Origin of the sequence: Bacillus sp. J33 (genome assembly GCF_000518885.1) — a bacterium.
Classification (GTDB): Bacteria; Bacillota; Bacilli; order Bacillales; family Cytobacillaceae; genus Cytobacillus.
Map to the genome: position 1 here is coordinate 1 of NZ_JAEL01000119.1, position 15,175 is coordinate 15,175.

The 15,175-nt window shown below is 41.5% G+C and carries 18 protein-coding genes and 1 riboswitch; of the genes, 9 read left to right on the forward strand and 9 right to left on the reverse strand.

The features are described 5' to 3' along the window. Nucleotides 1-184: 184 nt before the first annotated feature. The gene (locus L634_RS0125095; RefSeq protein ID WP_026584800.1) at nt 185-424 is read right to left on the reverse strand and encodes a hypothetical protein; all 240 of its coding nucleotides are present in this window, start codon (nt 422-424) and stop codon (nt 185-187) included. 169 nt (nt 425-593) lie between these two features. On the opposite strand from L634_RS0125095, the gene L634_RS0125100 reads away from it, so the two are divergent. The 6 genes from L634_RS0125100 to L634_RS0125125 all read left to right on the forward strand — a co-directional run bounded on the left by L634_RS0125100 (nt 594) and on the right by L634_RS0125125 (nt 9,407). Then, nucleotides 594-773: an H-type small acid-soluble spore protein gene (locus tag L634_RS0125100; protein ID WP_026584801.1), complete on the forward strand. Its 180-nt coding sequence runs from the start codon at nt 594-596 to the stop codon at nt 771-773. A gap of 186 nt (nt 774-959) precedes the next feature. Further along, a riboswitch (SAM riboswitch) is annotated at nt 960-1,075 on the forward strand. Nucleotides 1,076-1,149: 74 nt separating this feature from the next. Next, nucleotides 1,150-2,262 carry a methionine biosynthesis PLP-dependent protein gene (locus tag L634_RS0125105; protein ID WP_026584802.1) on the forward strand — a complete coding sequence of 371 codons (1,113 nt, stop codon included), beginning with the start codon at nt 1,150-1,152 and terminating at the stop codon, nt 2,260-2,262. Next, on the forward strand, nt 2,259-3,443 hold the full coding sequence (gene metC, locus L634_RS0125110) for a cystathionine beta-lyase (protein ID WP_026584803.1): 1,185 nt from the start codon (nt 2,259-2,261) through the stop codon (nt 3,441-3,443). The genes L634_RS0125105 and metC overlap by 4 nt, the downstream gene beginning before the upstream one ends. 4 nt (nt 3,444-3,447) lie before the next feature. Then, a complete protein-coding gene (locus L634_RS0125115) occupies nt 3,448-5,298 on the forward strand; it encodes a bifunctional homocysteine S-methyltransferase/methylenetetrahydrofolate reductase (RefSeq protein ID WP_026584804.1) in 1,851 nt (616 codons plus the stop codon). Next, a complete protein-coding gene (gene metH / locus L634_RS0125120; protein WP_026584805.1) occupies nt 5,291-8,737 on the forward strand; it encodes a methionine synthase in 3,447 nt (1,148 codons plus the stop codon). Before L634_RS0125115 ends, metH begins: the two co-directional genes overlap by 8 nt. Nucleotides 8,738-8,837: 100 nt before the next feature. Continuing rightward, nucleotides 8,838-9,407, forward strand: coding sequence for an HAD hydrolase-like protein (locus tag L634_RS0125125; RefSeq protein WP_026584806.1), 570 nt, complete (start codon nt 8,838-8,840; stop codon nt 9,405-9,407). A 270-nt stretch (nt 9,408-9,677) separates the two neighbouring features. Here the strand turns inward: L634_RS0125125 and L634_RS0125130 are convergent, their stop codons facing one another. From L634_RS0125130 to L634_RS0125140, 3 genes are read right to left on the reverse strand one after another with little or no spacing between them, the layout of a single operon-like run. Next, nucleotides 9,678-10,013 (reverse strand): DUF3889 domain-containing protein, encoded by a 336-nt coding sequence (locus L634_RS0125130; protein WP_026584807.1) that lies wholly within the window; start codon nt 10,011-10,013, stop codon nt 9,678-9,680. Between the two features lie 17 nt (nt 10,014-10,030). Next, nucleotides 10,031-10,168 carry a hypothetical protein gene (locus L634_RS34020; RefSeq protein ID WP_026584808.1) on the reverse strand — a complete coding sequence of 46 codons (138 nt, stop codon included), beginning with the start codon at nt 10,166-10,168 and terminating at the stop codon, nt 10,031-10,033. After that, the gene (locus tag L634_RS0125140) at nt 10,168-10,689 is read right to left on the reverse strand and encodes a hypothetical protein (protein ID WP_026584809.1); all 522 of its coding nucleotides are present in this window, start codon (nt 10,687-10,689) and stop codon (nt 10,168-10,170) included. Before L634_RS0125140 ends, L634_RS34020 begins: the two co-directional genes overlap by 1 nt. Before the next feature lie 143 nt (nt 10,690-10,832). On the opposite strand from L634_RS0125140, the gene L634_RS0125145 reads away from it, so the two are divergent. Further along, a complete protein-coding gene (locus L634_RS0125145) occupies nt 10,833-11,144 on the forward strand; it encodes an AbrB/MazE/SpoVT family DNA-binding domain-containing protein (RefSeq protein WP_026584810.1) in 312 nt (103 codons plus the stop codon). Between the two features lie 30 nt (nt 11,145-11,174). On the opposite strand, the gene L634_RS0125150 is transcribed toward L634_RS0125145, so the two are convergent. Next, nucleotides 11,175-11,747 carry a hypothetical protein gene (locus L634_RS0125150; RefSeq protein ID WP_026584811.1) on the reverse strand — a complete coding sequence of 191 codons (573 nt, stop codon included), beginning with the start codon at nt 11,745-11,747 and terminating at the stop codon, nt 11,175-11,177. Nucleotides 11,748-12,126: 379 nt separating this feature from the next. On the opposite strand from L634_RS0125150, the gene L634_RS0125155 reads away from it, so the two are divergent. Next, nucleotides 12,127-12,327: a hypothetical protein gene (locus L634_RS0125155; protein WP_026584812.1), complete on the forward strand. Its 201-nt coding sequence runs from the start codon at nt 12,127-12,129 to the stop codon at nt 12,325-12,327. Between the two features lie 67 nt (nt 12,328-12,394). On the opposite strand, the gene L634_RS0125160 is transcribed toward L634_RS0125155, so the two are convergent. Further along, nucleotides 12,395-13,222, reverse strand: coding sequence for an aldo/keto reductase (locus L634_RS0125160; protein ID WP_026584813.1), 828 nt, complete (start codon nt 13,220-13,222; stop codon nt 12,395-12,397). A 127-nt stretch (nt 13,223-13,349) separates the two neighbouring features. Further along, complete coding sequence (locus L634_RS0125165) at nt 13,350-13,556, reverse strand: zinc ribbon domain-containing protein (protein ID WP_026584814.1); 207 nt, start codon at nt 13,554-13,556, stop codon at nt 13,350-13,352. 150 nt (nt 13,557-13,706) lie between these two features. Here L634_RS0125165 and L634_RS0125170 point away from each other — a divergent pair, with 150 nt between their 5' ends. Beyond that, nucleotides 13,707-14,087, forward strand: coding sequence for a globin domain-containing protein (locus L634_RS0125170; protein ID WP_026584815.1), 381 nt, complete (start codon nt 13,707-13,709; stop codon nt 14,085-14,087). Between the two features lie 105 nt (nt 14,088-14,192). Here the strand turns inward: L634_RS0125170 and L634_RS0125175 are convergent, their stop codons facing one another. Further along, nucleotides 14,193-14,612, reverse strand: a complete 420-nt coding sequence (locus L634_RS0125175; RefSeq protein WP_026584816.1) for a hypothetical protein — start codon at nt 14,610-14,612, stop codon at nt 14,193-14,195. Nucleotides 14,613-15,086: 474 nt separating this feature from the next. Continuing rightward, on the reverse strand, nt 15,087-15,173 hold the full coding sequence (locus L634_RS35015) for a hypothetical protein (protein ID WP_442852707.1): 87 nt from the start codon (nt 15,171-15,173) through the stop codon (nt 15,087-15,089). Nucleotides 15,174-15,175: the final 2 nt, after the last annotated feature.

Genomic DNA, 15,175 nt, shown 5'->3' on the forward strand with positions numbered 1-15,175 from the left:
TTCAGGCTGTCGACAAAGTCGACAGCCGTTTTTTATCATTATTACCCAATCAATATATGGGGTTCTATCTTAATCCACACACCTAAATATGCCGTTAAAAAAGATAAAAAGCCCCTTTTTCTTTAAATAGCTGTTTGAAAAAGGGGTTTGTCTACACTCTGAAAGCCGATTTTATTAATCGGCTTTAAAATGTTTCCACTAAGTTAATATAAATCTGTTTTGCTGCTGCAGGCTTTTTTCTGTTTTCTTTTAGGGAAGATTCAATTGCTTCTCTTGTATCTACCGGAAAATCAATATGGCCGCAAGACGTGCATTTCTGAAATCCTGTACATGAAACATTAACCTCAATTCCATCTTCCGTTTGGAAAACTGCTGGTCCTCCAAATTCTTCAAAACGATGGTGACAGTGACTATGCTCTTGCATGATCGCTTCCCTCCACAGAAAAATAGATTGCTTTCCTATATTATAAATCAAATATTCTGAACTTTAAAGTGGTACAATCATAACATTTTATGCCATTAGCCAGTTGAGCAAAGAATAAATATTTCTATTTAAGGCAAATTACTATTATTTAATTCAGGAGGTTTTCTACATGAATATTGGAAGAGCCAAAGAAATTTCTGAGTCTGCAGAAATGGTTGGTGTTACCTATAACGGCAATCCCGTTATCATTCAGCATGTGGATGAGCAAACAAAGACTGCCCGAATTTATACGAAAGCAGATCCGGAAAATGAAATGGATGTTCCTGTGAACAGCTTGATTGAAGAATAATGATCAAAAGACTTCCTCCTTTTGGATGGAAGCCTTTTTCTTTTTGTAAAACACTTTTAGTAAAGTTTGCAGCTTCTAAAGGCTGACTTAGGTTTGAAAAATTAAATTTATTTAAAATTATTTTTAAAAAGTGTTGACTATTAACAGTTTACTGTAGTAAAGTTTAGAGAAAATTCAATATTAGATTTCTTATCCAGAGAGGTCGAGGGTAAGGCCCGATGACGCCTCAGCAACCATCAGTCGCAAATTGATTGAAAAGGTGCTAATTCCTGCAAGTTTTTTTGAAACTTGAAAGATAAGAAGAATGGCTAAAAACATTTAAAAGTCTTCTTCTTATAGAAGGCTTTTTTATTTTATATAAGGAGTGTTAACACAAATGTATAAACTTGATACCAAATTAGCCCAAATCGGAAACAGAAGCGAAACAGCAACAGGTGCAGTAAATCCGCCTGTTTATTTTTCTACAGCCTACCGCCATGAAGGCATTGGCCAATCTACAGGCTTTGATTACAGCCGTACAGGCAATCCTACCCGGCAGCTGCTTGAAAAGGCAATTGCCGACCTTGAAGAGGGTGATCAAGGCTATGCCTGCAGCTCTGGAATGGCTGCTATCCTCACGATACTATCTCTTTTTAAATCAGGAGATGAGTGGATTGTATCAAAGGATTTATACGGCGGTACATATCGTCTGCTGGAGCAGGGCTTCAAAAAGTGGGGACTGCAAAGCAAATATGTCAATACAAGCAATCTGCAGGATGTTGAAAACTTAATTACTGAAAATACAAAGGCTATTTTTCTGGAGACACCTACAAATCCGCTCATGGAACAAACAGATATTCTGAAAACAGCTGAGCTTGCTAAGCGGCATAATATTCTCCTGATCGTTGACAACACGTTTTACACTCCCCTCCTTCAGCAGCCGCTAAAACTTGGAGCAGATATTGTAATCCATAGTGCTACGAAATATCTTGGCGGGCATAATGACGTTCTTGCGGGGCTGATTGTTGCAAAAGGAAAAGAATTATGTGACTCACTGGCAATGAACCATAATGCTGCCGGTGCAGTACTAAGCCCGTTTGATTCCTGGCTATTAATCAGAGGGTTGAAGACCCTTTCCCTGCGCATGGAGCGTCATGAGAAAAATGCGAAGGAATTAGCTGAGTTTTTAACCAGCCATGATGCAGTAACAGATGTTTTGTATCCTGGGAATGGAGGAATGATTTCCTTCCGGATCAAGGAAGAGTCCTGGGTGAACCCTTTTCTTCAAAGCCTCTCCCTTATTTCCTTTGCTGAAAGCCTGGGTGGTGTCGAGAGTTTCATTACGTATCCTGCAACTCAGACACATGCTGATATTCCAGAAGAAGTTCGCATTGAGACGGGTGTTTGCAACAGGCTTCTTCGATTCTCTGTCGGCATCGAGAATGCTGAAGATTTAAAGGCTGACCTGGAGCATGCTTTTGCAAGTGTATTAAAGGAGGCTGTAAGATGAGTAAAAAATATACATTTCAAACGAAATTGCTTCACAATAATCATAAATATGATCCTGAAACAGGAGCTGTCAGTGTACCGATTCAGCATGCCTCCACTTTTCATCAAAAGGATATTGATGCGTTTGGAAAATATGATTACAGCCGCAGCCTGAATCCAACACGGGAAGCATTGGAAGAAGTTATCGCCGAACTTGAAGAAGGAACGAGAGGTTTTGCGTTCTCTTCAGGTATGGCTGCCATATCTACGGCTTTTCTTCTTTTATCCAAAGATGACCATGTTGTCATCACTGAGGATGTATATGGCGGCACCTTCAGGATGGTTACAGAGGTGCTGACACGATTCGGCATTGAGCACACTTTTGTTGACATGACGAATCTTGATAAGGTAAAGGAAGCAATTCGTCCAAACACTAAGTTGTTTTATGTGGAGACGCCTTCCAACCCATTGTTAAAGGTGACGGATATTCAGGCCATTAGCTCAATTGCTAAAAAGCATGGTGCATTCACTTTTGTTGATAATACATTCCTTACCCCTGCCCTTCAAAAACCGCTTGCGTTAGGCGCAGACATAGTCCTGCATAGCGCGACCAAGTTTTTATCCGGGCACAGTGATGTCGTGGCTGGTCTTGCAGTAGTGAAAGATCCTGATTTGGCTGCAAGATTAGCGTTTCTTCAGAATTCCTTTGGGGCTGTTTTAGGTGTACAGGATGCCTGGCTTGTGCTTAGAGGCATAAAAACCCTTCATGTCAGGCTTGAGCAATCAGTAAAATCGGCTGAGAAAATTGCTGCTTTTCTAAAGGCACATCCTTCAATCATGAAGGTGCATTATCCTGGCCTTGAGGATCATCCGGGCTATGAACTGCAGAAAAAGCAGGCAGTAAACGGAGGAGCTGTCCTATCTTTTGAGCTTGAAGATGAGCAAACAATGAGAACCTTTGTAGAAAAGGTACAACTCCCTGTCTTTGCTGTAAGCCTTGGTGCTGTCGAGTCCATCCTCTCCTACCCTGCCAAAATGTCGCATGCAGCTATGCCCGCATCTGAAAGGGAACAGCGAGGAATTACGGACAGTCTTCTCCGCCTTTCTGTTGGACTGGAGAATGCCGATGATATTATTGAAGATTTCAAGGCAGCTTTAACTGCTGCCGAACAAATAAAACAAAAGACTTTACAGCGGGGGTGAGCATTTGGATTTCCTTGATAAATTAAAGAATGAAATAATCATAGCTGATGGAGCTATGGGAACTCTTCTTTACTCCTATGGTACAGACAGCTGTTTTGAAGAATTAAATCTGTCACAGTCTGAACAAATCAGGCACATTCATGAAGCCTATATCAGTGCAGGTGCCGGATTGATCCAGACAAACACCTATGCAGCTAATTATTTGAAGCTGCAGCGTTATGGATTGGAAGACTCTGTTAAAGAAATCAATAGTGCTGCAGCGCGAATTGCCAAAAAGGCCTCCAACGGAAGAGCGTATGTCACTGGCACAATAGGCGGTATTAGAGGAATCAAACCCAATATGGTTTCGCTTGAAGAAATTAAAAGAAGCTTTCGCGAGCAGCTATATTGCCTTCTGCTTGAGGATATAGATGGTATTTTGCTAGAAACCTATTATGACCTTGAGGAGCTGGAAACGGTGCTGGCCATTGCCCGAAAAGAAACTGATTTGCCGATAATAGCCCAGGTATCGCTCCAGGAAGCAGGTGTCCTTCAGGATCAGACTCCCATAGCTGATGCTTTTTCAAGGCTTGAAGGCATTGGAGCTGATGTTGTGGGCTTAAACTGCAGGCTTGGTCCGCATCATATGCTGAAAACTCTTGAAAGTGTGCCGCTGCCTAAACAGGCATTTCTGTCCGCTTACCCTAATGCTAGCATCCCTGCTTATACAGATGGCAAATTCCATTATGAAGGAGATGCCAGTTACTTCCGCCAGTCAGCGATCGATTTCCGCAATCAGGGCGTTCGTCTTCTTGGAGGCTGCTGCGGGACCACCCCTGAGCATATTAAGGCGTTTGCTGATGAATTAAATGGTTTGCCGCCAGTTCAGGAAAAAGAAGTGAAAACCAAAAAGAAAATCATTGTATCAGAAAAACCAGCACAAGCCAGGGATCTTCCTCCCCTTCACGAAATTGTGAAAGAAAGGCCTTCTGTGATTGTTGAACTTGATCCTCCAAGGAAGCTGGATACAACGCGCTTTTTTGAAGGTGCTCAGGCATTAAAAGAAGCCGGAATTGATTCTATTACACTCGCAGATAACTCCCTTGCCTCGCCAAGGGTTTGCAATTCAGCTCTGGGATATTTGGTCAAGCAGCAAACCGGTCTGCGGCCGCTTGTCCATGTTACATGCAGGGACAGGAATATTATTGGGCTGCAATCCCATTTAATGGGCTTGCATGCACTTGGATTAAATGATGTATTGGCGGTGACGGGAGATCCAGCCCGAGTCGGCGACTTTCCTGGTGCATCCTCTGTTTATGATGTTTCATCCTTTGAACTCATCAGCATGATTAAGCAGTTAAATGAAGGATTATCGGTTTCGGGCAAAGACCTTGGACAAAAAGCTGACTTCTCAGTGGCTGGCGCCTTTAATCCCAATGTCCGTTCCTTGGAAAAGGCTGTTGGAAGGCTCGTAAAGAAAATGGAGCACGGAGCAGATTATTTCATTTCACAGCCGGTTTTCTCGGAGGAAAAATTGCTTGAGGTTCATGAAGCTGTCAAAGACTTAAAAGCACCAGTGTATATAGGGCTTATGCCATTGACAGGCAGCAGAAATGCCGAGTTCCTTCATAATGAAGTGCCTGGCATAAAAATAGCTGACAGCATCCGAAACAGAATGGCTGAATTAAAGGATGATCCTGCACAGGCTGGCCGTGAAGGCATTGCAATTGCAAAATCGCTGATAGATGCGGCAGCTGAGCTTTTTAATGGAATCTATTTGATCACTCCTTTCATGCGCTATGAAATGTCTGTCGAACTATCAAACTATGCCCGTGAGGCTACTGAACGGCTTTCTAGGAGGAAACAACATGTATAAACCATCATTGCAAGATCAGCTTAAAAAGAAAATTTTGATCATGGATGGAGCAATGGGCACCATGCTCCAGAGAGCAAATCTTACAGCAGAAGACTTTGGCGGCGAGGACTATGAAGGCTGCAACGAATTCTTGAATGTAACCGCTCCTTCTGTGATCGAACATATCCATCTTGAATACTTAAAAGCTGGCGCCGATATAATCGAAACGAACACTTTTGGCGCCACAAGCATCGTACTCGCTGATTACGACCTCGAAGATAAAGCATATGAACTAAATAAAAAGGCAACTGAAATTGCACGAAGAGCAGCTGACAGTGTCTCTACCCCAGAATGGCCGAGATATGTGGCAGGAGCAATGGGTCCTACCACTAAGACGCTAAGCGTAACCGGGGGATCAACTTTTGAAGAGATGGCTTTAGCATACGAAGAACAAGCGCAGGGGTTAATTGATGGAGGCGCCGACCTTCTTCTTTTGGAAACGAGCCAGGATATGCTGAACGTGAAGGCTGGATTTATCGGCATTGAAAATGCTTCTAAAAAGACCGGAAAAAAACTCCCTCTGATTGTTTCAGGGACCATTGAACCAATGGGCACCACTCTTGCCGGCCAATCCATTGAAGCTTTTTACATTTCGCTTGAACACATGAACCCACTTGCTGTTGGACTTAACTGTGCGACAGGCCCTGAATTCATGCAGGACCATATCCGCTCTCTGTCCGGTCTGGCATCAACTGCAGTAAGCTGTTATCCGAATGCTGGTTTGCCTGATGAAGAAGGTCAGTATCATGAAACGCCGGAATCTTTGGCAAGCAAGCTTACAGGTTTTGCAAAGGAAGGCTGGCTGAATATTGTCGGTGGATGCTGCGGTACGACTCCGGAACATATCAAGGCAATTGCAGAATCAGTAAAGGTTTATAATCCCCGTAATTATGAGGAGAATTCTCTTCACAAAGTATCGGGGATTGAGCCGCTGATTTATGATGATCCAACTTTAAGGCCAATCATGGTCGGAGAACGAACGAACGTAATAGGCTCACGGAAGTTTAAAAGGCTCATTGCAGAAGGCAAATTTGAGGAAGCTGCTGAGATAGGCCGAGCGCAGGTGAAAGGCGGAGCCCATGTCATTGATATCTGTCTAGCCGACCCTGATCGGGATGAAATGCAGGATGTTGAGAACTTTATGAAAGAATTGGTTAAGAAAATTAAAGTTCCGCTTGTAATAGATTCAACAGATGAAAAAGTGATTGAAAAAGCCCTTACCTACTCACAGGGGAAAGCCATCATTAATTCCATTAACCTTGAAGATGGAGAAGAACGCTTTGAGGCGATTGCCCCTCTCGTCCACCGTTTTGGCGCTGCTGTTGTTGTGGGGACGATTGATGAAGAAGGTATGGGAGTCACAGCGGAAAGGAAGCTTGAGATTGCAAAGCGTTCTTTTGATCTGCTAGTGAATAAATACAATATTCCGCCTGAGGACCTTATTTTTGACCCGCTTGTCTTCCCTGTCGGCACTGGCGATGAGCAGTATATCGGATCTGCAAAAGCGACAGTCGATGGAATCAGGCTTATTAAAGAAGAATTTCCGCAAGTACAGACCATTTTGGGAATCAGCAATGTATCCTTTGGCCTTCCCCCAGTTGGAAGGGAAATCCTTAACTCTGTATTCCTGTATCACTGTACACAGGCAGGACTGGACTACGCGATTGTGAATACAGAAAAGCTCGAAAGATTTGCTTCAATTTCAAAAGAAGAAGTCGTGCTGGCAGAAAAGCTGCTGTTTGAAACGACAGATGCATCGCTTGCGGTTTTCACTGATTTTTATCGCGATAAAAAGAAAGAAAACAAAAGTGCCTTGCCTGATATGACACTTGAAGAAAGGCTTGCCTATTATATCCTTGAAGGCACAAAAGAAGGTTTGATACCTGATCTGGATCTGGCACTTGAACAATACCCTGCCCCTTTGGATATTATTAATGGCCCATTAATGAACGGAATGAAAGAAGTCGGAAGGCTATTCAATGATAACCAGCTCATTGTTGCTGAAGTACTGCAAAGTGCAGAGGTTATGAAGGCTTCTGTAGCATATCTCGAACCGCATATGGAAAAGGATGCCGCACAGTCTTCCTCCAAGGGGAAAATCATCCTGGCAACGGTTAAAGGCGATGTTCATGATATTGGCAAAAATCTGGTTGACATTATATTAAGCAACAATGGTTATGAAGTAATTGATCTTGGAATTAAGGTCTCCCCTGCCGAACTGATTGAAAATATTAAGCGCGAAAAGCCGGACATTGTAGGCCTATCCGGGCTGCTTGTTAAATCAGCACAGCAAATGGTCATCACAGCACATGACATGAAGCAGGCGGGCATTGATATACCAATATTAGTTGGCGGAGCTGCCCTTTCAAGAAAGTTCACTGACACCAAAATTTCCAAGGAATATGACGGCCTTGTCTTGTACGCAAAGGATGCCATGAACGGCCTCTCTTTAGCCAATCAGCTTCAGGAGCCTGAAGAAGCAGAAAAGCTGAAAATCCAGCAGGCAGAAAAACAGGCTGCTGCACTTAACGCCGTACCTTTTGACCGCGGATCGGTTGCTGTAGCAGTTAAACCTAAACCAACAGTGAGCACGCAAGTTCCTGTATTTGTTCCGAAAGACCTGAAGCGGCATTTGCTAAAAACGTATTCTCTATCCCATATCGAACCTTATATTAATAAGCAAATGCTGATTGGCCATCATCTTGGCCTGAAAGGCAACCTCCAAAAGCTTCTGGCTGAAGGAAATGAAAAAGCCGTTAAGGTTAATGCGATGGTGGATGAGCTTATTGCCGAATCAAAGGAGAATAACTGGATTGATCCAAAGGCAGTTTATCAATTCTTCCCTGCCCAATCGGATGGTGATAAAGTATTCATTTATGCAGAGGATGAAAAGACTGTTATTGAAACATTCGAGTTTCCCCGCCAGGAGACAGATCCATACTTATGTTTGGCAGATTTTCTAAAATCAAAAGATAGCGGCCAAATGGATTATGTTGCATTTTTCACCGTTACGGCCGGCAAAGGGATTCGCGAAGTTGCCGACCGCTTAAAAGAGGAAGGCAGATTCCTTGAAAGCCATGCTCTTCAGTCTCTTGCCCTTGAATCAGCAGAAGGATTTGCCGAGCTGATTCATCGCCAGATTCGTGACCGCTGGGGCTTCCCTGACCCAGTTGAAATGACGATGAAGGACCGCTTTGCAGCCAAATACCAGGGACAGCGCTTTTCATATGGATATCCGGCATGCCCTGATCTTGAAGATCAGAAAAAGCTCTTCAGGCTTATCCAGCCGGAAGATATTGGCGTCCACCTGACGGAAGGCTGCATGATGGAGCCGGAGGCATCTGTATCAGCCATGGTTTTTGCACATCCGGAAGCAAGGTACTTTAATGTTCTAAGATAAAATGGAGACCCGGCAGCTGCCGGGTTTTTGCATGTAGACCATTGTTGCCTTTCCCCTTAAAAACCATTTACAATAAGTAATAATGGAAGGAGAGGTTAGGATGAATATTCTCTGGGATTTAGATGGTACGATTTTAGATTCATGGCCTACTTTAGTTCAATCATTTATTCAAATATCAGGAAAAGAGCTTGATCCTGAAGAGGTTCTTCCCTTGCTGAAAAACGGCCAAGCCTTTGAGATATATGGTGTTCCTTCTGAGAAAATTACCGACTTTCGAAAAACAGAAAGAACTTTCAAACATGAAGAAAAACCATTGTTTCCGTTTGTAAGGGATATTTTGGAGCAAACGAATCTCAATGTTCTGGTGACACATCGAAATAGGCAATCCACGGAGGAATTACTGGAGTACTGGAATCTTGCACCTTATTTTGAAAGGGTCATCTGCCCCGAATTTGATGGCTTTGAATTAAAACCGCACCCTGAATCTTATGAATACCTTCATCGCCGTTATAAAATCGATCTCGCAATTGGGGACCAGGAAACAGATTTGATCCCTGCCAGGAAAATTGGCATTAGTACCTGCGCCTTTCGCAATCCTAACCCTTACGCTGATTATGTTATCGATTGTTATTCCAAGTTTGAAACAGTCGCTTGTGAAGACCGTGGCTGAACTAGATAAGCCACGGTTTTTTACATTTCGAAACTTGCGGGCCTTTCCTTTTAGGAGCAGCACCTGCATGTTAATCCAGTCTACTGCATCATTATAATATTCTTCCCTGTTTTAAAACCTGGCATAACCTGTACTTCAGATATAGTCTAATCCTTATTGGTGAAAGATGCAGTCTTCGAAGCAGTGTTGTTTATAGCAGATTTTCAACGCTATTCCTCATACAGCTTAAAATTTTCCCAATAAAAAAACTGATGCATGGTTTGCACCAGTTTAATTAGCCGATTTTCGAGTATTAATTCGGATTACTCTATCGGTTTTGGGATCAAATTCAATATCAATATACAGCCCGAATTCTTTCCCTCCATCTTCAATCCACAGCTTGAATTTTTCGATTTCTGATTTCTGCTTTTTCTCCCTGCCGATATGCAAATAATCAAGAATTTTAGCGGAAGGATATTTTTCTTTTGCTGTCTTCATCGCTAATCTCCCCCATTTTGCATAAGCAGGTTCTGGCCGTTCGGCATAAGCCTCTCCGCTTAATGCCGGGATGCTATATGATGCCATTAAGAAAGTCATAGCCATTAGGCTGATCATTAATTTCTTCATTAGAATCCTCATTTCAATTATTCATGTTCGTTTTGTGTTTCTTCCCTCATACGCTCTTCTTCTTCATCGACACAAATATACGCAATTTGCTCTTCCATGAGGTGATGGAGAATGTCTCTCTCATCCGTACATGCAATGTCTTTTCGTTTTTCCATTATGCTCTCTCCTCTCTATCATTGAAAGCTGGCTGGCCCTGTTGTCCCTTGTTAGCAAGTAATTTGGATAATACCCTTTTATCCACAAAAACAGCATGAAAAACGTACATTAAAATAGATTTAAGCATGAACAAAATGAATAGATGAAGCTGAGAAAAACGGACAAGTTTCCATATGCCTAGCTTTCTGAAAAAAGTATAAAAAGGATATGAGAAAAAGGCATCTACAATCGCATTCAGCAGCAAGTAAAGCAAAGGTTTTCCATAGGACAATTTTAATATCCATATGGAGCCGGCAAAGAAGGGCCCGATAATCATCGGCAATTCGCCGCTTAGTTTCGGATGGAACCTTTCCTTGATTGTCCACCATTTGTTCTTTTCGGCAATAGCTCCTTCAAATAATATATAGACACCCATAAAGATAGCTGCTGGATAGTAGCGTTTAAAATCCCTTTTTCCAATGAAAGGAACAGTCAGCCAGGAAAGAAGGACTACCAGCACCAATGCAAGCTTCTTATTCATCGTACCCCACCTTTTTTTAAAGGTTTTGTTAAAGCAGGGAAAATTATTCATTTACTCTATGAAGACTGTTAATTTCACTAAAAAGTGTTTTGAACGTTCAAATATGTGTAATAGATTAACAATGACACAAGGAGCTGAACAGCATGTTGAGAATGTATAAATGCAAAAATTTTAATAAATCAGGAAAAATACTGCTGCCCAGCAAGTGGCGCAGAGAATTTGGCCTTCTTCCAGGCAGGCTGGTAGATCTCCTCTTCGATCATGACCAAATTATTATAAAAAATGCCAATCTGGAATCTACTCATAACAAGCGGCTTATCTCTGAAAATGGCTCCATTCATATTCCAAAGGAATTGCAATTACTTTTGAAGATTACTGAGGAAGAAAAGTATTGCCTGTTTATTGACGAAGAAAATAAGTGGTTTATAGTAAGGTTGCTTACCTATGAAGACTAAAAGCTGCAGCTACCCATTAGCTGCAGCTTTTTAGCATATATATTTGCCAGTGAGGATTGAAAGAGCCTTGCAAAACTTTTCCCAGCCATTCGGAAATGATTGAACACCGCTGCTCTCATAAATATTTCCCTTTGTGACCAGTTTCACGGACCATGTTATTCCATCCAAAATGATGCCTGCATGATTGTATTCAGACTGCCAGTTCCAGATTTTAAGCCGGTATAATTCTTTTTTAAAATCTTCTATGCTCCCTGACACTTTAGGCAGTTCATCCCTAGGAGAAAATAAGCTTAAATGCCATTCATAGTAAACAAAGCGGTCATTATTAAAATCCACTTCAATTTTGTACCAGGGTCCCGGATAACCGCCAAGGTTAAAGCTTAAAAGGACTGGATCCTTATCAGGATCTATCTTGACAACATTATTTTTTATATGAAAGAGCTCTCTTTTTCTGTTAATGACTGATTTAACATGAGAAAGTTCAATTTTTTTACCATTTGTATTTTGAAAACGGTTTAGCCTGTTCATCTCATCTAGCAGTGAGGGTATTGATAATGGGCCTTTCTTCTCCAAAATATCCAGAATGTTTTCGAAAATACTCATAGTCTTTCCTCCATTAACACTAAGCTGCCAACTGTAAACCTCTAAAGCATTTAAATTTTGCTGGTTGATTTCAGCACGGGACACTTGTTTCCGCGGGAGCGCTGCGAGCCTCCTCTGCTTCGCCTGTGGAGTTTCCCGCTGTGCTCTCCGCTACAATCAACTCAGTTGGTTTAACAAAGTTCGCCTTCAAAAAGCAACAAACTTGAAAAGAGCCTTCATAACAATCAACACGCTTCTTTCATTTGATTTTGCTTAGTTAAGTTGTGTTCTTCCCTATTTACCTTTTTTAGCAAGATACAAACATTTTTTTGGCTTTGTTATTCCCATTCATGCATATTTTCCATTTGCTAATTGCACCCTATGGACTGGGAGGTGCAGTATGGAACCATTAAAACCAGGAAGCAAAAAGCTGCCGGATTTTGAAGAACTGGATGACCGGATGATTGCAAAGCATACTACAGGTCCAACACTAGTTATAAAGACAAATCTAGATCCAAAAGATTCGACTGAAGACAATCCTTATTATAAAAATAAAGCTCAAACGGAAACAGAAGAATTTCGAGATTACTTTGAGGAGTAAATCGCAGTTTGTTATAAAGAAAACCGGCTGGTTCTTTGCCAGCCGGTTTGTTCATTTTATTTATTTGCTAAAAATCAAAATTGTCAGGATCCGGACCTACACGGCGATTTTCATTTAAACTGTTGATTTTGTCCATATCCTCTGGAGCAAGTTGAAAGTCAAAAATATCGGCATTCTCAATGATGCGGTGTTCTTTCACTGATTTAGGGATTGTAACAATTTCATTCTGCAGATCCCACTTTAAAATAATTTGTGCAACTGATTTATTATACTTTTGGGCTATTTCTTTCAAAACGCCGTTTTCAAGAAGTTCACCCTGTGCCAGAGGTGACCAGGCTTCTATTTGGATTTCATGCTTTTTGCAGAAGTCCCTTAATTCGGATTGGTTCAACAATGGATGAAGTTCCACCTGATTAACCATTGGTTTTACTTCTGCTGTCTGCATGAGGTCCTCGAGGTGATGGATATGGAAGTTGCTTACTCCAATTGCTCTTACTCGTTTTTCTTTATAAAGAGTTTCGAGCGCTTTCCAGGTTTCTTGATATTTTCCTTCAACCGGCCAATGAATAAGGTATAGGTCTATATAATCAAGGCCGAGTTTTTCAAGACTGGTCTCGAATGCCTGTATGGCTGAATCATATCCCTGATCTGAATTCCAGACTTTTGTTGTAACAAAAAGCTCTTCCCGAGGTACACCAGCTTCCTTGATCGCTTTGCCTACCCCTTCTTCATTCTTGTACACTGCTGCAGTATCGATGCTTTTATAGCCTGCTTTTAAGGCAGCTTTAACAGAATGGACCACTTCTTCGCCATCTTGGACTTTAAACACGCCAAGGCCAAACCATGGCATTTTTACACCGTTATGTAAAGTTGTTGCAGATTGCAGATTTTCCATTATTCCACCTCTTATCATAATTTGTTTACTGGGTAATTTTCTCACATTTGTTTTACAAAATAAAATTTTTTGCTTAAAAATGGAAAGGCATTGCCAAATATTCGGCAATGCCTAAGCATCAAGATATTTAACCGCCAAAGAAAAAGTCCAGAACATTTCCTGCAGCAGAAGAATTTTTATTATAGAACTCTGAGTAGCCGCAGTTTTTGCAATACACCACCAGAAACCGATTATGCTGAATGTCAAGCATTTTTGAAAGCCCTGTACCAGTCACAGCAACTTCTTTTTGAGCAGCATTACTGCTCCCGCATTTAATACAGCCTTTCTTTTCCATGTTTTCACCCTTTCCATTCTCTTTCTACTATACGTTGTAGATTTAAAAAAGTTTCGAAAACGTTTGAACTGTGATTTATATCACGTTTAAGTTAGAAACCCTACTATATAATGACTATAAGAATAATGGAAATAAAGCAGGTGAAGAGTCGTGCAGGAATTTAAAACTCTTTTTGAAGAAATAGGCGGCACGGAGGCAATTGAAAAATTAGTAGAGGCATTCTATCCCCGTGTTTATGCCGACCCAATTTTGAGTCCTCTTTTTGAAGGGGACATGGAGGAAATCAAGCGAAAGCAGCGGATGTTCCTTACCCAGTTTCTTGGGGGACCTCCCCTCTATAGCCAGGAATTCGGCCCTCCAGCAATGAAACAGCGTCATATGCCCTTTGAAATTACACCTCAAAGAGCAGAACGGTGGCTTAACTGCATGAAGGAAGCTTTCAATGAAGCGGGCCTGGATAAAAATCCTGCATCTTCATTATTTTATGATCGATTAATTCAGGTAGCTGCGATCATGGTTAATAGCCATTAAGGTGAAATATCCCCTCCAAGTTAAGTGTAACACCATTTTTTATAATGGTCTTTTTACACTGTCAACTTAAAGGGGATCATATCACTAGAAGGTCTTATTATGTGTTTAAAGGGATTCAAAATATTCTTTTGCATTCTCTGCGGATTGAAACATTTTTACTTCAGTTACTTCTTTTTCGTCATAAGCTACGCCTAGGAACCCATCTGCAAGCTGGAGTATATCTGCAGAGGAAGTATCCTCTTCATCAATGATCACGGTATCCTCCATTTCAAGCTGTCCTTTTTCCGCCCAGGACTGAACTTCCGCTGAGTATGCATCAATATTCATACCCTCCTCAATTCGTCCCTCTAATTCTGCAACAGAAAGAGGCTTCTCTTCGCCTTCTGTGTTCGTTGCTTTATTATAGTCCTCGCTTTTATTTTCTTCCGTGCCTGCCTCTTCTTCTGAAGCAGTATTCTTTTCTTCATCAGCACTGCAGCCAGCGAGCAGTATTGCAGCAGAAATAGCATACACCCATATACGCATATTCCATTCAACTCCTTATCCTGATTTAAAAAACGCTATTATTCTATTACCCCATTTTTTTAGGAGCATTCATTGTAAGATGTAATTTCATTGTTTGGTGCATTGGATGAGGAATCGGGCAGATGAAGGAAACCAGGTAGATTCGGGAGTCTGCGGGAGGCAAATATAATGAAAACTATTTTGGGGGATTTAGTCTAAACAAGATAAAAACCAGCCCAATGTGGTCAAGCCCCCATATAGTATAGATATTAAAAAACCGGAGCTGTATCCTCATGGAAATGGCTCCCTTTTTTTGATATTTTAGTTATTTCATTCTTTTTATTTACTTGACATNGAGCCTCGTCACGCATGATTTCCACGCTAGAAAGCCAAGTTTGTAACACAACTAGCTCCCCAATAAGGTATCATGCGTTGCTCCATATCAAGTAGTGCACTTAAAATATTTTGTGTGTTCCTTTTTGGGGACCCATTTCCTTATGCTATAAGGTGCTGGCGGCGATAATTTACTGGAGACTGTCGATTTAATCGTTTTTGTCTCCTTGTATAATTGTAATGATGAATAT